Source organism: Amycolatopsis vancoresmycina (assembly GCF_000716785.1).
Taxonomy (GTDB): domain Bacteria; phylum Actinomycetota; class Actinomycetes; order Mycobacteriales; family Pseudonocardiaceae; genus Amycolatopsis; species Amycolatopsis vancoresmycina.
Genome location: NZ_JNYY01000014.1, coordinates 216374 through 234790, shown reverse-complemented (window position 1 = coordinate 234790; position 18417 = coordinate 216374). Strand labels below are relative to the sequence as shown.

The window sequence follows — 18417 nt, the reverse complement described above, 5'->3', positions numbered from 1 at the left end:
TGGGGGTGGCCGAGTCGCCTACTGCGGCCCGTTGGTCAGCGAAAGGTTGAACGTGTAGCGCGACGCGCGGTAGACGTGCCACCCGTATTCGACCACGCGGCCGGTGTCGTCGTAGGTCGTGCGCTGCATCGTCAGCAACGCCGCCCCCGGCTCTTCGTTCAGCAGCTCCGCGTCCTCCTCGGTCGCCAGCCGGGCACCGATGTGCTGCTCGGCCGCGTGCAGCCGCACGCCCGCCGAGCGCAGGAGCTGGTAGAGGCCGCGCTCGCGCAGCTCGTCGTCGCCCGGGTCGAGCACGCCGTCGGGCACGTAGTTGTTCATCAGGGCGAGGGGCTCGCCGTCGGCCGACCGGATCCGCCGCAGCCGCCGCACGCGCGTCAGCCCGGGTGCTTCCAGCAGCTCGGCCACGTCGGCACCGGCGTCTTCGACGCGGTTGACCAGCACCGCCGACTCCGGCCTGCCGCCCAGCCCGGCGAGGTCGTCGAACAGGCTGCTCAGCCGCAGCGGCCGGGCGACCTTCGTGCGCACGACCTGCGTGCCGACCCCGCGCCGCCGGACGAGCAGTCCCTGGTTGACCAGCGTCTGGATGGCCTGGCGGATCGTCGGCCGGGACAGGTGCAGGCTCGCGGCTAGGTCGACTTCGTTGCCCAGCTTGGCGCCCGCCGGCAGCCTGCCGTCCTCGATCGCGGCGTGCAGCTGGCGGGACACCTGGAAGTACAGCGGTTCCGGGCTGTCCGGGTCCAGGACGATCTCGCGGCCGGGGTCCCAGGCCGCGAAGGTGACGTCCACCTTGCTCATCCCCGGAGCCTACCGCCCCCGCATCCACTGTAGGAATGACTTGTTGTCCATATGTCTTGACAAAGTTCCTCGACGCGGCGATCCTCGATGGCGAGGGCACGAACGCCCTCCCGGACTGCGAGCGGAGAGTGAAACCGTGACCGACGTGCTGCGGCGCATCGTCGACCGGCGCGTGCACGACCCGGGAGCGATCGCCGAGGCGGCCGCGAACCGCGTGCGGGCGAAATCGCCCTTCAACGACAAGGGCCGCACGATGATCGTCGCCGCGGACCACCCGGCCCGCGGGGCGAACGCGGTGGGCGGCCACCCGTCGGCGATGGCCGATCGGGGCGAGCTGCTCGAACGGCTGTGCCTCGCGCTGGAGCGGCCGGGCGTCACCGGCGTCCTGGCGACCGCGGACGTCATCGACGACCTGCTGCTGCTCGGCGTGCTCGACGGCAAGACGGTGCTCGGGTCGATGAACCGGACCGGACTGGCCGGATCGAGCTTCGAGATCGACGACCGCTTCGCCGGCTACGACGCCGAAACGATCGAGCGGATGCGGTTCGACGGCGGCAAGACGCTGACCCGCATCTGCCTGACCGATCCGGCCACGCCCGGCGTCCTGGAGAACACCGCCAAGGCGGTCGGCGAACTGGCGGACCGCAAGCTGATCGCCCTGGTCGAGCCGTTCCTGTCGACCTGGGTCGACGGGCGGCTCGAGAACGACCTCTCCCCCGGCGCCGTGATCAAGTCGATCACCATCGCCGCCGGCCTCGGCCACTCCTCGGCCTACACCTGGCTGAAGCTGCCGGTGGTGGACGAAATGGAGCGCGTGCTGGCGTCCTCGACCCTGCCCACCGTCCTGCTCGGCGGCGAGGTGAAGGACGCGGACGCGGCTTTCGCGGCCTGGCAACGGGCACTGGCCCTGCCGACCGTGCAGGGCCTGGTGGCCGGCCGCTCGCTGCTCTACCCCCACGACGGCGACGTCGCCAAGGCCGTCGACACCGCGGTGGGGCTGCTGTGAACCCGCAGCACCACCCCGACCCGAGCGCAACTACCGGCAGGAGCACCGTGCACACCATCGAACACTGGATCAACGGCACCGCCACGCCGGCGGGCTCGACCCGCACGGCACCGGTCCACGACCCGGCCACCGGACGGCAGCAGGCGGCGGTCCTGCTCGCCGAACCGTCCGATGTGGACACCGCGGTGGCGGCCGCCGGCAAGGCGTTCGAGCAGTGGGGCACCTCCTCGCTGTCCCAGCGCACCAAGGTGATGTTCGCCTTCCGCGAGCTGCTGGTGCGCCACGAGGACGAGCTCGCCCGGGTCATCTCCGCCGAACACGGCAAGGTGATCGAGGACGCCCGCGGCGAGATCGTCCGCGGCCGCGAGGTCGTCGAGTACGCGTGCGGCATCGCCGACGCGCTCAAGGGCAGCTTCTCCGACCAGGTCTCCCGGGACGTCGACGTGCACGACTTCCGGCAGCCGCTGGGCGTGGTCGCCGGGATCACGCCGTTCAACTTCCCGATCATGGTGCCGCTGTGGATGCACCCGATCGCCATCGCCACCGGCAACACGTTCGTCCTCAAGCCCAGCGAACGCGACCCGTCGGCGTCGAACTTCGTCGCCCGGCTGTACGCCGAAGCCGGCCTGCCCGACGGCGTCTTCAACGTCGTGCACGGCGACAAGGCCGCGGTCGACGCGCTCCTCGGCCACCCGGACGTCGCGGCGGTGTCGTTCGTCGGCTCGACCCCGATCGCCAAGTACGTGCACGAGCGCGCAACCGCGGCCGGCAAGCGCGTCCAGGCCCTCGGCGGCGCGAAGAACCACGCGGTGGTGCTGCCCGACGCCGACCTGGAGTACGCCGCCGACCACCTCACGGCCGCTGCCTTCGGCTCGGCAGGCCAGCGCTGCATGGCGATCTCGGTAGCCGTGGCCGTGGGCGCGGCCGGCGACAAGCTGGTCGAGATCCTCGAGCGCAAGGCCCGCGAAGTGAAGGTCGGCCCCGGCACCGACCCGGCGAGCGACATGGGCCCGGTGGTCACCGAGGCGGCCCGCGAGCGCGTGGAGCACGCCGTGGCCCGGGCCGCGGACCAGGGCGCCACGGTGGTGGTCGACGGCCGAGACCTGAAGGTGGCCGGCCACGAGGAAGGCTTCTTCGTCGGCCCGTCCCTGCTGGACCGCGTGACCACGGAGATGGCGGCGTACCGGGAGGAGATCTTCGGCCCGGTACTGGCGATCGTCCGCACCGAAACGCTCGACGAAGCAATCGCGATCATCAACGCCAACCCGTACGGCAACGGCACGGCAATCTTCACCGCCGGCGGCGAAGCGGCCCGCAGGTTCCAGCGCGAGGTGAAGATCGGCATGATCGGCGTCAACGTGCCGATCCCGGTCCCGATGTCGTACTACTCCTTCGGCGGCTGGAAGGACTCCCTCATCGGCGACAGCCCGATCCACGGCCCGGCAGGCGTGCGCTTCTACACCCGAGCCAAGGTGGTCACCACCCGCTGGCCCCACCCAACCACCACGGCGGCGGCGTTCACCTTCCCGACGTCCAGCTGAGGCACGGTCCCCGATCAGCCACGCGGGGCGCTCTGCCCACATCCGGCGAACGGCCGACATCGACTGCCGGAGATCCTCTGCCACCGCGGCAGACCGCCGGCATCGCACCGGTAACCCGCAGCTCCGGATCGTCGAGCAAAGGCGAGCATCCGGCTCGGGCCGGGAACCGCCAGTGTTGGTGGCCCCTGGCCATACGCCCGATTACGTAGCGCCACCTACGACTGACGTGACCTGAGGCCGTGGATCAACCGACGCCGGCACAGAAGTGGAACAGGCCATTGTGCCGCGTTGCCCCTGCGAAAACCATTGGTGACCGACTTGGCCGCTGATGTACTGATGGCCACCGTGAGTCCGCCGCGTGACGGAGGTAGTAGGTGTGAGTGGCTATAACTCGCTTGCCGAGGTGTACGAGTGGCTCCTCTCCGATGCAAAGCTGGCTCCGGCCGAGTTCGCTGCGTCGTTCGATGACGTCCTCAGTCTCCTGCCGTCGAACGCTCACGTCCTCGATTGTTCGTGCGGGACCGGGCAGTTGGCGGTGGGCCTCGCCGGTCGTGGCATGCACGTTGTCGCAACTGACGCCAGCGAAGCGATGGTTCGTCGGACTGCGGAGTTGTCTGAGGAGTTCGGGGCATCTGTCCGGACAATGCGGGCGGGCTGGCAAGAGTTGCTCGCTACACCATGCCGAGGGCGCGAGAGGCAGAGTTGCTGCTCTGGAGTCGATGGCACGGCTTCTGCGCCGTGGCGGGCGCTTGGTGCTCACCTCCCGCACTTGAAAACTCGGGAGGGTCAGAGGTTCCCGGCTCGACATCAGTGACCGGCTCGTCCGCCGGAACGGTCGCGATGCCGTCGTGGTCTACCGCTGGGACATTGCGCCGAACTGGGAGGACGAGCACCACATCGAGATTGCGATCGCGCAGGTTGATGCGGCTGGGTCGGTTCTTGCCCGCTCGGAACTGCTGCCGAGCTGGCCCTACCAATACGAAGAACTCGAAGTCGAGTTGCACCGGGTCGGACTCCGGACGGAATGACCACGTTCACACTTGAGGCCGAGAACTACCTGGTGGTGGCGAGCAAGGTATAGACAACAGGCTCAGTCCGCGGGCGGAACCGCGGCACCGACGAACCTGCTGCGATCACTGACCGTGCAACTGGCCGCTGACACGCCAGCTCGAACCCGCACTCTATCTCGCCGCCCAATCCACCCCGGCCGGCCGAACCCGCAGCTTGACAACCAGACAGGGACACCCCACAACCGGAACACCCCTCTCCGTTTTCCGGTACGGTGGCATCACCCCGCCGAAGGAGGCCGCCGTGGGATACCGAGGCCCGCTCCCGAAAACCGCCATCCACCGCTACAACACGTGCATGGGCGCGCTCCGGAAATCCCCACGCTGGGGCCCGCTGGTCCGCCGCCACCTGACCCAGATCACCTACACCGGCCGCCGGTCGGGACGCACCTTCAGCACACCAGTCGGCTACCGGCGCACCGGCGACGTGGTCACGATCGGCGTGATGATGCCCGACGCGAAGTCGTGGTGGCGCAACTTCACCGGCGAAGGCGGCCCGCTCACCCTCGAACTCGACGACACCGACCGCACCGGCCACGCGGTGGCGCGCCGCGACGAGAAGGGCCGGGTGACCGTGACCGTCCACCTCGGCGGGCCGGCCTAGGGCCGCCGGCGAAGGCAGCCGAGCAGCGTTGAGCGGAATCCCGACAACAACAGCCCGATCAGCCGGGCTGCGCCGCCATCCCGTGCCAGAGCAGGTCGGCGAGGCTCGCCGCGTCGCGGCGCCAGTCGCCGTCCGGGTCGAGCCACAGCAGGCCGCCCATGCCGCGCATCACCAGCACCGGGGTCAGGCCCGGGCGGACCGTCCCGGCCGCCACGTTGGCTTCGAGCATCTTCGCCACCGCGCCGAGCATTTCCTCGTAGGCGTCGACCGGCAGCTCGCCGCGGAACGCCGTCGCGGTCCGCAGCGCGTCCGCCAGCCCCTTCTTCGTCATCATGTAGTGGGCGACGTGGTCGGTCACCCACAGCCGCATCGCGTCGGCCGGGGCGTGCTTCTCCAGCAGCACCGGCACCACGTCCACGATGTGCCGGACTTCGCGCCGGTAGACCGCCAGGATCAGCGCCTCCGGGGTCGGGAAGTGGCGGTAGACGGTGCCGACACCGACCCCGGCCTGCTTCGCGATCGCGTTGAACGACACCTCGCCCGTGTCGGCCAGCGACGCGGCCGCCGCCGCGAGGATGCGCTCGTGGTTGCGCCGGGTGTCCGCGCGCCGGGGACTGACCGATCCCGTCGTCATCGCTGCTCCCCGTCGTCGTGCCGTCCCGCTGAATCTAGCCGAGAGCTGGAGCAACTCCAGCGTGCCTGCTTCGTTGCCAAGCGGATTGTAATCCGCTAGCCTCGCGTCCGAGTGAAGCGGATGAGTATCCGCTCCCCCGTGCTACCACCCACCACACCGCCCGGCTCTGCGGAAAGAGACCAGTGGACATCTCACTCGAAGTCAACGGCACCACCGAACACCTGGACGTCGATCCCGGCGTCACGCTCCTGGACGCGCTGCGCGAGCGCCTCGCCGTCACCGGCCCGAAGAAGGGCTGCGACCGCGGGCAGTGCGGCGCCTGCACCGTGCACGTCGGCGGCAAGCCCGTGCTGTCGTGCCTCACCCTGGCCGCCACCGTCCGCGAGCCGGTGACGACCGTCGAAGGACTGTCCACAGAGGACGGGCTGCACCCGGTGCAGCAGGCGTTCGTGGACCAGGACGCCCTGCAGTGCGGTTTCTGCACCGCCGGGCAGATCATGTCGGCGGTCGCCGCCGTCGAGCAGGACGTCGAAGACGTGCGGGAGTTCATGTCCGGCAACCTGTGCCGGTGTGCGGCCTACCCGAACATCGTCAAGGCGGTCGAGCAGGCGAGGCGGGCCGATGCGTCCCTTTGAGCTGACCGCACCCACCACCGTCGAAGCGGCGGTCGCCACCCCCGGCACCTTCCTGGCCGGCGGGACCACCTTGGTCGACCTGATGAAGCTCGACGTCCTGACGCCGCAGCACGTCCTGGACATCAACCAGGTGCCGCTGCGCGGCATCGACACGACCGACGGGCTGCGCTTCGGCGCCTTGGAGCGGATGGGCACCATCGCCGCGCACCCCGGCGTCTACCCCGCGATCTCGCGGGCCCTGCTGCTGAGCGCGTCCCAGCAGCTGCGGAACATGGCCAGCATCGGCGGGAACCTGCTGCAGCGCACGCGCTGTTCGTACTTCCGCGACACCACGATGCCGTGCAACAAGCGCGTTCCCGGCAGCGGCTGCTCCGCGCTCACCGGCGCGAACCGGATGCACGCGATCCTCGGCACCAGCGAGTCGTGCGTGGCCACGCACGCCAGCGACGTCGCCGTCGCCCTGGTCGCGCTGGACGCGCGCCTGCGGCTGACGGACGCGACCGGCAGCCGCGAGGTCGCGCTCCGCGACTTCTACGAGCTGCCCGGTGACACGCCGGCCGTGGAGAACGACCTGCGCCCCGGCGAACTGATCACCGAGGTGTTCGTGCCCCGGTTGGACTGGGCGGCGAACTCCACCTACGTCAAGGTGCGCGACCGGCAGTCCTACGAGTTCGCGCTGTGCTCGGCCGCCGTCGCGCTGGACGTCCGGGACGGCGTGGTCGCCGACGCCCGGGTCGCGGCCGGCGGCGTCGGCACGGTGCCGTGGCGGCTGACGGGCGTCGAAGCCGCCCTGCGGGGCGCCCCGGCGACCCAGGCGAGCTTCGAAACGGCCGCCGCCGCGGCGGTCGAAGGCGCGCGGCCGCTGGCCGAGAACGCGTTCAAAGTGCCGCTGCTGCAGCGGACCATCGTCCGAGCGCTGCTCGAACTGACCGAGGGGAGCTCCCGATGATCGCCCGGCTGGACGCGCCGCTGAAGGTCACCGGCCAGGCCAAGTACGGCGCCGACCACAACTTCCCCGGCATGGCCTACGGCTACGTCGTGCTCAGCACGATCGCCCACGGCGAAGTCGAAGCCATGGACTTCACCGCGGTCCGGGCCGCACCGGGCGTGCTCGCCGTGTACTCGCCGTTCGACCCGCTGCCCCTGCGCGCGCCGACCACGATGTTCGGCGAGGCCTGGGTTCCGTTGCAGGACAAGGAAGTCACCTACTACGGCCAGCCGATCGGCTTCGTGGTCGCGGAAACCTTCGAGCAGGCCCGCGACGCGGCGGCGCTGGTGGAGGTCGGCTACCGCCCCCTCCCGGCGCGGACGTCCCTGGCCGAAGGCCTGGCGGACGCCGAAGACGCTCCGCCGGCCCGCGACGGTGCCCCGCCGACGCTGGAGGTCCTCGAAGACGGTGTCGAGACCTTCGACGAGGCGCTGGCCGCGAGCCCGGTGGTCGTCGAAGCGACCTATTCGACCGCGACCCAGAACCACGCCGCGATGGAACCGCATTCCGCGGTCGCGGTGTGGGACGACGGCGAGCTGACCGTCTACAGCGGGAACCAGGCCTCGAACCTGCAGGCGGAGTACCTGGCCACGGCCCTGGACCTGCCGGCGGAAGCCGTCCACGCGGTGAACCCGTTCGTCGGCGGCGCGTTCGGCGGCAAGGCGATGGTGTCGACGCCGCTGTTCCTGGCCGCCGCGGCGGCCCGCGACCTCGGCCGCCCGGTGAAGGCCGCGCTGGCCAGGGAGCAGGTGTTCACCGCGACCGCCGGCCGGGCCGCGACGATCCAGAAGCTGACCCTCGGCGCCGAACGGGACGGCTCGCTCGTCGCCCTCCGGCACGACTCGTGGTGCAGCACGGACGCCGCCCGGTCGTTCGTCGAACCGACGTCGCACGGCACCTCGCGGGAGTGGTACACGACGCGGAACCTGGCCATCAGCCAGAAGATCGTGCCGCTGAACGTCCCGCCGACCACGTTCATGCGCGCGCCCGGCGAAGCGCCCGGCTCGTTCGCGCTGGAAAGCGCGATGGACGAGCTGGCGGTCGCGCTCGGCATGGACCCGGTCGAGCTGCGGATCAGGAACAACTCGATCGCCCCGCCGGGCAAGGATCTGCAGTGGGCGAGCAAGCACCTCGACGAGTGCTTCCGCATCGGCGCAGACCGCTTCGGCTGGGCGCACCGGCCGGCCGGCACGCGCACCGACGGCGACTGGCTCGTCGGCACGGGCGTGGCGGCCGCCATGTTCCCCGCCCTGCGGTTCCCGGCCACCGTCGGCATCACGCTCAACGCCGACGACACCGCCGTCGTCTCGACCAGCGGCGCGGACCCCGGCACCGGCCTGCTCACCGTGCTTTCGCTGGTGGGCGCGGAGTCGCTGGACATCCCGGCCGAGCGGATCACGCCGAAGCTCGGCGATTCGGCGTACCCGCCGGGCGGCCTTTCCGGCGGCTCGACGGCGACGGCGAGCGCGGGCACGGCCATCATGATCGCCGCCACCAAGGCGATCGACGAGCTGGTGGCGCTCGCGGCCGACCCCGGCGCGCCGTTCGAGGGCGCCGAGGTCACCTACGCCGACGGCCGCCTCTTCGCCGGCGGGCGGACGATGACGTTCGGCGAGCTGCTGCGGGCGGTGCGCCGCGAGTCGCTGGAGGTGACCGGCTCGTCGGCGCCCGGTGAGGAACTGACCAAGCACTCGTTCGCTTCGTGGGGCGCCCAGTTCTGCGAGGTCCGGGTGCACAAGTGGACGCGCGAGGCGCGGGTGTCCCGGATGCTCGGGGTGTTCGACGCGGGCCGGATCATCAACGACAAGACCGCGCGCAGCCAGCTGGTGGGCGGCATGATCTGGGGCGTTTCGGCCGCGCTGCACGAGGGCCTGGAAGTCGAGGCGAACGGCCGGTTCGCCAACGGCGACTTCGCGAGCTACCTGCTCCCGGTCAACGCCGACATCCCCGAGGTCGACGTGCAGTTCGTCGAGTACCCCGACACGCTGCACAACGCGGTCGGCGCGCGGGGCCTCGGCGAAATCGGCACGGTCGGCATGGCGGCGGCGGTCGCCAACGCCGTCCACAACGCCACCGGGATCCGGGTGCGGCACATCCCGATCACCATCGAGGACCTCCTCGAAGGCTGAGCACGCGGGCGGGGCGTGCCGGCGCCCCGCCCGCCCTTCAGCGGGAATTCACGAGGTCTTCGTCCGTTCGGCCGATGCGGGCCGGGCGCCGTTATCCATCCGCGACAACGAGAGGGACGGTCCGCCCATGACGGCGGCCCGTCCGCGGTCCTAGGCTGACGGCGCTCCCCTGATCGTCCACGAGAGGACCCCCGCATGACCGACCCCGTCGTCCCCACCACGTCCGGCGCGGTCCGCGGTCAGGTCACCCCCGCCGGCGTCGTGCGCTTCCGCGGCATTCCGTACGCCGCCGCGCCCGAGGGCGAGCTGCGGTTCGCCGAACCGGTTCCGGCGCCACCGTGGGAAGGCGTCCGCGACGCGCAGAGACCCGGGCCGACCGCCCCGCAACGCCGGCACGACGTGCCGGGGCTCGACCTGACCGCGCTGGCCGGCACCGGCTGGCGGCCGGGGCCGGAGTACCTGACGGTGGACGTGTGGACCCCGCAGCCGGGCGCCGCTTCGCTGCCGGTGCTGGTGTTCGTGCACGGCGGCGGGTTCATCGGCGGCGCCGGGTCGGCGGCGGTCCACGACGGCACGGCGTTCGCCCGCGCGGGCGCGGTGCTGGTGACCGTGCAGTACCGGCTGGGCGTCGACGGGTTCCTCCCCCTCGACGGCGGCACGACCAACCTCGGCCTGCGCGACCAGCTCGCGGCCCTGCACTGGGTCCGGGAGAACATCGCCGGGTTCGGCGGCGACCCCGCCAACGTCACGCTCTTCGGCGCGGCCTCCGGCGCCGTCAGCGTCGCCTGCCTGCTCGGATCGCCGCTCTCGCCGGGACTCTTCCACCGCGCGATCGTCCAAAGCGGACACCCGGACATGGTCCGCGACGGCGTCCAGGCCCGGCGGCTGGCCAAGGCCGTCGCGGACGAGCTGAAGGTGGAACCGACCGCGGAGGCGTTCCGCAAGGTGTCGACGGAGCAGCTGCTCGACGCGCAGGACGCGGTCCTGCGCCCGGGTGGCGCGCCCGACCTGCGCGACGCGCTCGGCTACGACCGCGGCTACGGCCTGAGCCCGTTCCTCCCGGTGGTCGGCGACGACGTCCTGCCGCAGCACCCGGGCAAGGCGATCAAGGCGGGCGCGGGCCGCGACGTCGACCTGATCGCCGGCAGCTGCAGCGAAGAGATGCGGTTCTACCTGGTGCCGACCGGAGCGCTGGAGGCGGTGACCGACGACCAGGCGGTGGCTTCGCTGGCGGTGTCCCACCCCGACCCGGCCGGCGTGCTGCACGCGTACGGCCTCGGGTCCGGCCGCACGGCGGGCGAGGTCCTGGTGGAGGCCCTGACCGACCTGGTCTTCCGCGACGGCGTCCGCATCCTCGCCGAGAACCACACCGGCCGGACGTTCCGGTACGAGTTCGAGTGGGGTTCGCCGCTGCTCGAGGGCCGCCTCGGCGCGTGCCACGGGCTCGAGCTGCCGTTCGTGTTCGACGCGCTCGACGCCGTCTCCGGCCCGCGCGGCCTGCTCGGCGAGAACCCGCCGCGCGAGCTGGCCACCGAGCTGAACGGCGCCTGGCACCGCTTCGCCACGACGGGCTCGCCCGGCTGGGCGGAGTACGACGGCGAAGACACGATGTTCCACGCGTACTGACCGCGCGCACCGCCTCGGCTCGTGCGTCCTCTCCGGACCCCGGCTCACCTGCACGTGCACGCCGTTGGATCACCAGGGTCACGAACCGGTCGCTCCCCTTGCTCCAGCGGGCTGGCTCCGCGCCGGGACGGTTGACGGGGCCCCCGCCGCGCTGCCAGGCTCAGGCCGCCCGGACGGCCGGATTGAATGGGGACCACCGATGCCCGAGGCGGGCTCTGCCGCACCGCCGCGCGCGTTCGTCCGCACGCTGCTGCGCAGCGGCACACCCGCGGAACCCGCCGAGCCCGTCCCCGACACCGGCGACCTCACCGCCGTCGGGGACGCGACCCTCGCCCGCGCCGCGCGCTACTGGGTCGCCATCCCCGTGGCCTACCGGATCGCGGCGTTCGTCAAGGTGTTCATCGGGTTCACCGCCGCGAACGGCGTGCTCGGGCTCGGGCCGGTGCTGGGCGCCACCGCCTTCGCCGTCGTGGTCAACACCGCCGCTTTGGCCTGGGTGCTGCGCTCGGGCGGGTTGCGCGCCCGGCTCACCGGCCGCGCCCTCGGCGTCGACCTCTCCGTCGGCGTGGCCCTCAACCTCGTGGTGGCGATGACCGCCCCGGCCGTGGTGCAGCCGTTCGCCGTCGACGTCTCCTGGACCTGGCTGGTCGGCTCGGTCGCCATGTGGGCGGGCACGTCGGGGCTGCCGGCGGCGCTGTGGCTGTTCGCGGCCGCCGTCCCGCTCCGGGCCGTCCTGACCCTGGCCGGCGGGCTCCCCCTGGGCAACCAGCTGGCCATGACGCGGTCGATCGGCTGCCTGGTGGCGCTGGCGGTGGCGATCGTGCTCGCCGTGGCGATCCTCATCATGCTCGGCGTCGGCACGCGGTTCGCGGTCGACATCGGACTCCGGCGCGGGCGCGAGGCCGAACGCCGCCGGACCCGGCGGGTCATGCACGACAGCGTGTTGCAGACGCTCGAAGCGCTGGCCATTTCCGCGCCCGGCGACGACGCGCACGCCGTCACGCGGCTGGCGGAGCTGCGTTCGGTCGCCAAGGCGGAAGCGGCCGAGCTGCGCCGCCACATCACCGAGCCGGTGCCGACGGGCCCGACGCGCAGCTTCGCGGTCGAACTCGCCGACGTCGCCACCGAACTGGCGCGCGACGGCCTGCGCACGCAGCTGGTCGCCGCGGACTTCGCCGACGACCACAAGGTCTCGCGGGACCGGCGCACCGCGCTCGTCGAAGCGGTCCGGGAGGCGTTGCGCAACACCGTGAAGCACTCGGGGACGAAGCAGGTCGTGCTGCGGGTGGAGGAGCGCGACGGCGGAATCGCGGTGGTGGCCCGGGACCAGGGCCAGGGCTTCGACGTCGGCGCCCGGCCGCCGGGCTTCGGCATCAGCCAGTCCATCGTGGCGCGCCTGGCCGAGGTGGGCGGGCACGGCACCGTGGATTCGCAGCCGGGCCGCGGCACCCGCGTCACGATGTGGGTGCCCGGCTGAGCCTGGCCGGATCCCGGTGGTTCCTGGCAATCCAGCCACTCCCCGCCGTCCGCGAAGATCGATAACGTCGCCGCGTGTCGAAAATCCTGCTCTCGGTCCACGTCCTGGCGGCGATCCTCGCCGTGGGCCCGGTCGCCGTCGCGGCCAGCATGTTCCCCGCCGCGGTCCGCCGGGGCGACGTCAAGTCGGCGACCCTGCTGCACCGCATCTGCCGCGTGTACGCCTACGCCGCCATCGCGGTCCCGGTGTTCGGCTTCGGCGTCGCCGGCACGATGCACGTCATGGGCGACCCGTGGCTGCTCGTGTCGATCGGCCTGACGGCGGTCGCCGCCGCGGTGCTCGCCCTGCTGATCCTGCCGCGCCAGAAGCGGCTGCTGGCCGACGAGTCCCCGGCGGACGTCCTGGGCCGGCTGGCCATGCTGACCGGGGTGTTCAACCTGCTGTGGGCGGTGGTGACGGTGCTGATGATCGTCCGGCCCGGGTCGTCGACGGGTGCCTAGACCGCGACCGCGAGCGGCACGCGCACCGCCACGAAGTCCGGCCGGTACCGCAGGGCGAACCCCAGCGACAGGTAGAGGCGGATCGCGGCGGTGTTGCCCGCCGCCGCGTGCATGATCGGCGTCTCGCCGCGCTCGCGGATGCCCGCGGCCACCGCGAGCACCAGCCGCGTCGCCAGGCCCTGCCCGCGGAACGCCGGGTCGGTGCAGACCGCGCTGATCTCGGTGTGGCCCGGCGGGTGCAGCCGCTCGCCGGCCATCGCGACGAGCGCCCCGCCGCGCCGGATGCCGAGGTAGGTGCCGAGCTCGACGGTCCGCTGCCGGAACGGGCCCGGCCGCGTCCGCTCGACGAGGTCCAGCATCTCGGGGACGTCCGCGGGGCCGAGCCGCACGGCTTCCGGATCCGGCGCCGCCGCGACCCCCTCGTCGACCAGCTGCACGCCGGGGATCTCGTCGAGGACCTCCCAGCCGGACGGCGGCCGCGCGGTGGCCGCGGCGATCACGACGGTCGCCCCCGGCCCGGCGAGCTCGGCGACGTCGAGCCAGTCCTGCTCGCCGGGGTCGCCGGGCAGCGCCAGGAACGGCGCGACGTCTTCCGGGTAGCGCAGCACGCGCCCGCGCCGTTCCGCGAAGTGGGCGTGCGGACCGGCCAGCGACGCCCAGGTGGGGTTGTCCAGCGGAGAAGCCATGGCTCCAGCATGCTGATCCGCACCGGGTGGCCGCCGCCACTCCCACATCCTGGGTAGGGTGCGCACGTGGGTTCCCAGGTCCCGGTGTGGATTCCGGTCGTCGTCGCGCTGCTCGGCCTCGCCGGGGTGATCCTGACCCAGGTCCTTTCGGGACGCCGCGAGAACCGGCGGATGACCGAAGACGCGGCGCGCGAGGAGCGCCGGTGGCAGCGCGAACGCGAGGCCAGGACGCACGAGACCCGCGCCGACGCCTACGCGCAGCTGATGGGCGTCCTCGAGGCGTTCGACGGCGTGCTGTTCCAGGCCCGCGCGGTCCGCGAGGCGGGCAAGCAGCTCGACGAGCACCAGCTCGCCGAGCTGCGCGAGGTCCGCAGTGAGGCCCAGCACGCGCTCGGGCCCGTCGTGCTGCACGCGCCGGAAGCCGTCCGGCAGCTGGTCAGCGACGCCACGCTGCCCCGGATGCGGCTGGCCGCGATGCTGCTGGAGCCGGACGGCGACACCACCAAGATGCGGCCGGCCTGGGACGCCGGCCAGCGCGGCTACCGCGTCATGCGGGCCCGGATGCGGGCCGACCTCGGCTTCGACGCGGAACCGGTGGACGAGCTCTACGGCCCTCAGCCCACCGTGGTCAGTTCCTCGTCCGAGAGCACCTCGGACCCGGCCGACACGACCAGCCTGCCGCCGCCGACCTTGTAACGGTAGTCGCCGTTCACCGCGACGAAGCCGTCCCCGGACGCCTCGGCCGGCAGCATGATGTGGGTGTCGCCGGAGGCCGCCTGCCCGCGGGCCTGGCCGTCGTAGAAGATCCGGCCGTCGGGCGTCCGGCAGATGGTGACGAGCGACTTCTCGGTCTGCGCGACGAGCAGCGCCGTGCCCTGGCCACCGGGCAGGTAGTGCGCGGCGTCCGCCGGGCACGGCTTCTCCGCCGTCGTCGTGGACGGCGTGACCGGCGGGACGGCGGCGTCCGCCGTGGTGACGACGGTCTTGGTGGTCGGCAGCGCGGGCGTCGTGTACTGCGGGAACGGCCCCGACGCGGCCGGCGCGGGCCGCGGGCGCGCGGCGAACAGCAGGACCCCGCCCACCGCGAGGGCGGCGACCAGCATCAGGGTCAGCAGCACCCACAGCGCCCGCGCGCGGGCCCGGCCGGGCGCCAGGCTCGCGCACGTCGCGCAGCGCCGGGCAGCGGGGTCGTTGTCCGCGCCGCACTGCGCACACGTCCAGGGAAAACCCGCCATCGGGCCTCCTTCGGCCCGGCGCCACGCCACGCCGGTTCCTCCATCGTCACCGACGGGGGCACCGGCTGCAACGCCTCGCGGCTAGCCCTGGACGACGTTGACCATCCACGGGATGCCGAACCGGTCGACGCAGGCGCCGAATTCGTCGCCCCACATCTGCTTTTCGAACGGAACCGTCACCGTGCCGCCGTCGCTCAGCTTGTCCCAGTAGCCGCGCAGGTCGTCGGCGTCGTCCCCGCTGAGGCTCACCGAGATGTTCGTGCCCGGGTTGTGCTCCATCCCGGCCGGGGTGTCCGACGCCATCAGCGTGAAGCCGTTCTCGGCCTCCAGCTGGGCGTGCATGACCTTGTCCGCATCCGCTCCTTCGGGTGACCCGAATTCACCGAACGTGTTCAGGGTCAGCGTGCCGCCGAAGACGCCCTTGTAGAACTCCATGGCCTGCCGCGCGTCGTCGCGGAAGCTCAGGTACGGGTTGAGACGAGAAGCCACGGCCAACTCCTTCGATCGGAAGAGAGCAGCATCTTCGCAGAGCTCACCGGCCGCGCCAATCGGCGGATTTTCAGAGGACGAACCGCCGCTGCGCGACGGGTTCGAGCGGCAGTGCGCCGTGCAACGCGGCCCGGGCGCGCAGCTCCAGGGCCCGGTCGAGCGGCCGGGACCCCGGTGCCGCGGTGTGGAACGTCCCGCGGTCGAACAGGTACACCAGCGCGAGCTTCCCCTCGCGCCGGCCGGCCGGCTCGGCGAACTCGACGGTCGCGCACCGCAGGGAGCCGCCGTACCCCGCCCTGGCCAGCCGGTCCGCGACGTCGACCAGGTCGCCGGTCAGCACGCGCAGGTCACGGTTGCGGCGCCAGCACCGGACCGTCGAGCGGCCGTGCAGGTCCTGCGTCACCAGCGGGTGCACCGGCAGCCGCGCCGACGTCGCGGCGATCAGCTCCGCCGCGGTGCGGGCCAGCGCGTCCCCGTCCACCTTGAAGTCGACCGTGCCACCGCCGGTGGGCGCCAGGCCGAGCGCGGCCCGCACCCGCGGGGCGGCCGCGGCGAGGGTGTAGAGGGACTGCAGGTGCGGGCGCGAAGTCCAGCACCGGACGAGCTTGCTGTCCAGCAGGGTCACGACGAAAGTTCCCATCCTCATCTCGGAGGCCGCCGGACCGGGCGCACTGGCAGTGTCCACTGTGGACGTCAGGCGCGGGGACGCGGGGCCGGAAGGGACAGCATGCGCCCGCGCCGCCGGGTTCCGGCGCAGAACCGGCCGGGCACGCGGCGAACGGCAGCACTTCGCCGCCGAACGGTCACACGCGGTCAGGTTCCACCGATCAGCGGTGTCCCTTTCGGCTTCGAGCGGTCCCGATCACCCTTCGCCCCCACGAAAGCCGCACGTTCCTCGCCAACCAGACATTTAGCGTTGCTAATAGATCTGTGTCAGAGCTAGCTTGGGCGCATGACCGAACTCGCCGACCGGCTGCTGGGCGCCGTCCAGGGGATCCGCCGGGTGGTGCGCCGCCGGGTCCGCGCCGGCGTGCCGGGCACCCCGCTGCCCGGCGCCCAGGTGGAACTGCTGCGCGTGGTGGCCGACCACCCCGGCATCGGCGTCGCCGCGGCCGCGCGCGAGCTGCACCTGGCGAACAACTCCGTCAGCACGCTGGTCAACCAGCTCGCCGACGCCGGGCTGCTGCACCGCGAGGCCGATCCCGCCGACCGGCGCGCGGCCCGGCTGGCCGTCACCGCCGCGGCCGCCGAGCGGATGGCGGCCTGGCGCCGGGCCCGCACCGGGCTCGTCGCCGACGCACTCGCCCGGCTGTCCGAAGAGGACACCGCCGCCATCGAACAGGCGCTGCCCTCGCTCGAAAAACTCGTGGGCATCCTGAAGGAGCAGCCATGACCGAACCCGCGGCGGTGCGCTGCACCGGCCTGCGCCACTCGTTCGGCTCGACCCGCGCCGTGGACGGCGTCGACCTGCAGATCCACCCCGGCGAGGTGTTCGGCCTGCTCGGCCCGAACGGCGCCGGCAAGACCACCACGCTGCGGATGATCACCACGCTGCTGCCGGCCGGCCCGGACCGGATCACGGTCTTCGGCGTCGACGTCGCCCGCCGCCGGATGGCCGTGCGGCGGCTGATCGGGTACGTCCCGCAGCAGCTGTCCGCCGACGGCGCGCTGACCGGCCGCGAGAACGTGGCGCTGTTCGCGCGGCTGTTCGACGTGCCGCGCGCCGGGCGGCGCGAGCAGGTGCACCGCGCGCTGGACCTGGTCGGGCTGGCCGGCGACGCCGACCGCACGGCGAAGACGTACTCCGGTGGCATGATCCGCCGGCTCGAACTCGCCCAGGCCCTGGTCAGCTCGCCGCGGCTGCTCGTGCTCGACGAACCGACGATCGGGCTGGACCCGGTCGCCCGGTCGGCGGTGTGGGACCGCATCGGCTCGATCCGCGAGGCGACCGGCATGACCGTGCTCGTCACGACCCATTACATGGACGAAGCCGAGCAGCACTGCGACCGCGTCGCCCTGATGCACGCCGGCCGGATCCGCGCGCTGGGCACCCCGGCCGAGCTCGAGGCCGGCCTCGGCCCTGAGTCCACTTTGGACGAGGTGTTCCGGTCGGTGACCGGCGACCGCCTCGACAGCGACGAAAGAGGGATCCGCGGTGTCCGTGCCACTCGCCGTACCGCCCGCCGTCTCGGCTGACCCCGGCCCGCTGCGCCGGCTGCGCGTGCTCGCCGCCCGCGTCGGCGCGATGTGCCTGGTGGAGCTACAGAAACTGCGCCGCGACCAGACCGAGCTGCTCACCAGGGCGATCCAGCCCGCACTGTGGCTGCTGATCTTCGGGGAGACGTTCACCCGGCTGCGCGCGATCCCGACCGGCCCGATCCCGTACCTCGACTACCTGGCACCGGGCATCCTCGCGCAGTCGGCGCTGTTCATCGCGATCTTCTACGGCATCCAGATCATCTGGGAACGCGACGCGGGTGTCCTCGCCAAGCTGCTGGTGACCCCGACCCCGCGCGCGGCCCTCGTCGCGGGGAAGGCGTTCGCCGCCGGCGTCCGCGCGCTCGTCCAGGCCCTGATGGTGCTGGTGCTGGCCGCGATCCTCGGCGTCGGGCTGACCGCGAACCCGCTGAAGCTGCTCGCCATGGCCGTCGCCCTCGTGCTCGGTTCGGCGTTCTTCTGCTGCCTGTCGATCGTGATCGCCGGGATCGTGCTGTCGCGGGAACGGCTGATGGGCATCGGGCAGGCGATCACGATGCCGCTGTTCTTCGGCTCGAACGCGCTGTACCCGGTGGACCTGATGCCGCCGTGGCTGAAGGTGCTCAGCCACGTCAATCCGCTGAGCTACCAGGTCGACGCGCTGCGCGGCCTGCTGATCGGCACCCCCGCGCACCTCGGGACCGACTTCGCCGTGCTGGCCGTGGCGACGGTGGCGGCCGTTTCGGTCGCCTCCGCTCTGCTCGGGAGGTTGGCCCGGTGAGGCCCATGTCTCACCGAACGGAAGCTTT

General features: G+C 72.3%; 21 protein-coding genes. 15 read left to right on the top strand and 6 right to left on the bottom strand.

Annotated features, from left to right (window positions below):
* Positions 1-18: 18 nt before the first annotated feature.
* Positions 19-795 carry a GntR family transcriptional regulator gene (locus OO60_RS30300; RefSeq protein WP_033262598.1) on the bottom strand — a complete coding sequence of 259 codons (777 nt, stop codon included), beginning with the start codon at positions 793-795 and terminating at the stop codon, positions 19-21.
* Positions 796-931: 136 nt separating this feature from the next.
* Here OO60_RS30300 and OO60_RS30295 point away from each other — a divergent pair, with 136 nt between their 5' ends.
* From OO60_RS30295 to OO60_RS30280, 5 genes are all read left to right on the top strand, one after another.
* Positions 932-1801: a Cgl0159 family (beta/alpha)8-fold protein gene (locus tag OO60_RS30295; protein ID WP_033262597.1), complete on the top strand. Its 870-nt coding sequence runs from the start codon at positions 932-934 to the stop codon at positions 1799-1801.
* 47 nt (positions 1802-1848) lie between these two features.
* Entirely contained in the window at positions 1849-3342 is a 1494-nt protein-coding gene (locus OO60_RS30290) for a CoA-acylating methylmalonate-semialdehyde dehydrogenase (RefSeq protein WP_033262596.1), read from the top strand.
* Between the two features lie 358 nt (positions 3343-3700).
* A complete protein-coding gene (locus tag OO60_RS48245) occupies positions 3701-4156 on the top strand; it encodes a class I SAM-dependent methyltransferase (protein ID WP_342341984.1) in 456 nt (151 codons plus the stop codon).
* 34 nt (positions 4157-4190) lie between these two features.
* Positions 4191-4370, top strand: a complete 180-nt coding sequence (locus tag OO60_RS47920) for a hypothetical protein (RefSeq protein WP_244885600.1) — start codon at positions 4191-4193, stop codon at positions 4368-4370.
* A gap of 283 nt (positions 4371-4653) precedes the next feature.
* On the top strand, positions 4654-5013 hold the full coding sequence (locus tag OO60_RS30280) for a hypothetical protein (protein WP_033262595.1): 360 nt from the start codon (positions 4654-4656) through the stop codon (positions 5011-5013).
* Between the two features lie 58 nt (positions 5014-5071).
* Here the strand turns inward: OO60_RS30280 and OO60_RS30275 are convergent, their stop codons facing one another.
* Positions 5072-5647: a TetR/AcrR family transcriptional regulator gene (locus OO60_RS30275; protein WP_033262594.1), complete on the bottom strand. Its 576-nt coding sequence runs from the start codon at positions 5645-5647 to the stop codon at positions 5072-5074.
* Positions 5648-5829: 182 nt separating this feature from the next.
* On the opposite strand from OO60_RS30275, the gene OO60_RS30270 reads away from it, so the two are divergent.
* The 6 genes from OO60_RS30270 (at position 5830) to OO60_RS30245 (ending at position 13002) form a co-directional block, all read left to right on the top strand.
* On the top strand, positions 5830-6282 hold the full coding sequence (locus OO60_RS30270) for a (2Fe-2S)-binding protein (protein ID WP_033262593.1): 453 nt from the start codon (positions 5830-5832) through the stop codon (positions 6280-6282).
* Positions 6269-7231, top strand: a complete 963-nt coding sequence (locus tag OO60_RS30265) for an FAD binding domain-containing protein (protein ID WP_033262592.1) — start codon at positions 6269-6271, stop codon at positions 7229-7231. The genes OO60_RS30270 and OO60_RS30265 overlap by 14 nt, the downstream gene beginning before the upstream one ends.
* Positions 7228-9399, top strand: coding sequence for a xanthine dehydrogenase family protein molybdopterin-binding subunit (locus OO60_RS30260; protein ID WP_033262591.1), 2172 nt, complete (start codon positions 7228-7230; stop codon positions 9397-9399). The genes OO60_RS30265 and OO60_RS30260 overlap by 4 nt, the downstream gene beginning before the upstream one ends.
* Positions 9400-9594: 195 nt before the next feature.
* Positions 9595-11025 carry a carboxylesterase/lipase family protein gene (locus tag OO60_RS30255; protein ID WP_004558376.1) on the top strand — a complete coding sequence of 477 codons (1431 nt, stop codon included), beginning with the start codon at positions 9595-9597 and terminating at the stop codon, positions 11023-11025.
* A gap of 199 nt (positions 11026-11224) precedes the next feature.
* Positions 11225-12502: a sensor histidine kinase gene (locus OO60_RS30250; RefSeq protein ID WP_004558377.1), complete on the top strand. Its 1278-nt coding sequence runs from the start codon at positions 11225-11227 to the stop codon at positions 12500-12502.
* Positions 12503-12576: 74 nt separating this feature from the next.
* On the top strand, positions 12577-13002 hold the full coding sequence (locus OO60_RS30245; protein ID WP_004558378.1) for a hypothetical protein: 426 nt from the start codon (positions 12577-12579) through the stop codon (positions 13000-13002).
* Here OO60_RS30245 and OO60_RS46965 read toward each other — a convergent pair.
* On the bottom strand, positions 12999-13688 hold the full coding sequence (locus OO60_RS46965) for a GNAT family N-acetyltransferase (RefSeq protein ID WP_004558379.1): 690 nt from the start codon (positions 13686-13688) through the stop codon (positions 12999-13001). The genes OO60_RS30245 and OO60_RS46965 overlap by 4 nt on opposite strands.
* 66 nt (positions 13689-13754) lie before the next feature.
* On the opposite strand from OO60_RS46965, the gene OO60_RS46960 reads away from it, so the two are divergent.
* Entirely contained in the window at positions 13755-14384 is a 630-nt protein-coding gene (locus OO60_RS46960) for a hypothetical protein (RefSeq protein WP_004558380.1), read from the top strand.
* Here the strand turns inward: OO60_RS46960 and OO60_RS30230 are convergent.
* The 3 genes from OO60_RS30230 to pspAB all read right to left on the bottom strand — a co-directional run bounded on the left by OO60_RS30230 (position 14303) and on the right by pspAB (position 16052).
* Positions 14303-14923, bottom strand: a complete 621-nt coding sequence (locus OO60_RS30230; RefSeq protein WP_033262590.1) for a hypothetical protein — start codon at positions 14921-14923, stop codon at positions 14303-14305. The two genes, OO60_RS46960 and OO60_RS30230, sit on opposite strands and share 82 nt — an antisense overlap.
* 81 nt (positions 14924-15004) lie before the next feature.
* Positions 15005-15412, bottom strand: a complete 408-nt coding sequence (locus OO60_RS30225; RefSeq protein WP_033262589.1) for a VOC family protein — start codon at positions 15410-15412, stop codon at positions 15005-15007.
* A 70-nt stretch (positions 15413-15482) separates the two neighbouring features.
* Entirely contained in the window at positions 15483-16052 is a 570-nt protein-coding gene (gene pspAB / locus OO60_RS30220) for a PspA-associated protein PspAB (RefSeq protein WP_244885599.1), read from the bottom strand.
* Between the two features lie 312 nt (positions 16053-16364).
* Here pspAB and OO60_RS30215 point away from each other — a divergent pair, with 312 nt between their 5' ends.
* From OO60_RS30215 to OO60_RS30205, 3 genes are read left to right on the top strand one after another with little or no spacing between them, the layout of a single operon-like run.
* Complete coding sequence (locus tag OO60_RS30215) at positions 16365-16805, top strand: MarR family transcriptional regulator (protein WP_033262587.1); 441 nt, start codon at positions 16365-16367, stop codon at positions 16803-16805.
* Positions 16802-17608 (top strand): ABC transporter ATP-binding protein, encoded by an 807-nt coding sequence (locus OO60_RS30210; RefSeq protein ID WP_003101953.1) that lies wholly within the window; start codon positions 16802-16804, stop codon positions 17606-17608. Before OO60_RS30215 ends, OO60_RS30210 begins: the two co-directional genes overlap by 4 nt.
* Positions 17568-18389: an ABC transporter permease gene (locus OO60_RS30205; protein ID WP_003101951.1), complete on the top strand. Its 822-nt coding sequence runs from the start codon at positions 17568-17570 to the stop codon at positions 18387-18389. The genes OO60_RS30210 and OO60_RS30205 overlap by 41 nt, the downstream gene beginning before the upstream one ends.
* Positions 18390-18417: the final 28 nt, after the last annotated feature.

Excerpts from the sequence above, each read along its gene's own strand:
- OO60_RS30265 (WP_033262592.1), top strand. The coding sequence starts at position 6,269 with ATGCGTCCCTTTGAGCTGACCGCACCCACCACCGTCGAAGCGGCGGTC.
- OO60_RS30210 (WP_003101953.1), top strand. The coding sequence starts at position 16,802 with ATGACCGAACCCGCGGCGGTGCGCTGCACCGGCCTGCGCCACTCGTTC.
- OO60_RS30215 (WP_033262587.1), top strand. The coding sequence starts at position 16,365 with ATGACCGAACTCGCCGACCGGCTGCTGGGCGCCGTCCAGGGGATCCGC.
- OO60_RS30250 (WP_004558377.1), top strand. The coding sequence starts at position 11,225 with ATGCCCGAGGCGGGCTCTGCCGCACCGCCGCGCGCGTTCGTCCGCACG.
- OO60_RS30255 (WP_004558376.1), top strand. The coding sequence starts at position 9,595 with ATGACCGACCCCGTCGTCCCCACCACGTCCGGCGCGGTCCGCGGTCAG.
- OO60_RS30230 (WP_033262590.1), bottom strand. The coding sequence starts at position 14,923 with ATGGCGGGTTTTCCCTGGACGTGTGCGCAGTGCGGCGCGGACAACGAC.
- pspAB (WP_244885599.1), bottom strand. The coding sequence starts at position 16,052 with ATGGGAACTTTCGTCGTGACCCTGCTGGACAGCAAGCTCGTCCGGTGC.
- OO60_RS30260 (WP_033262591.1), top strand. The coding sequence starts at position 7,228 with ATGATCGCCCGGCTGGACGCGCCGCTGAAGGTCACCGGCCAGGCCAAG.
- OO60_RS30300 (WP_033262598.1), bottom strand. The coding sequence starts at position 795 with ATGAGCAAGGTGGACGTCACCTTCGCGGCCTGGGACCCCGGCCGCGAG.
- OO60_RS30275 (WP_033262594.1), bottom strand. The coding sequence starts at position 5,647 with ATGACGACGGGATCGGTCAGTCCCCGGCGCGCGGACACCCGGCGCAAC.
- OO60_RS46965 (WP_004558379.1), bottom strand. The coding sequence starts at position 13,688 with ATGGCTTCTCCGCTGGACAACCCCACCTGGGCGTCGCTGGCCGGTCCG.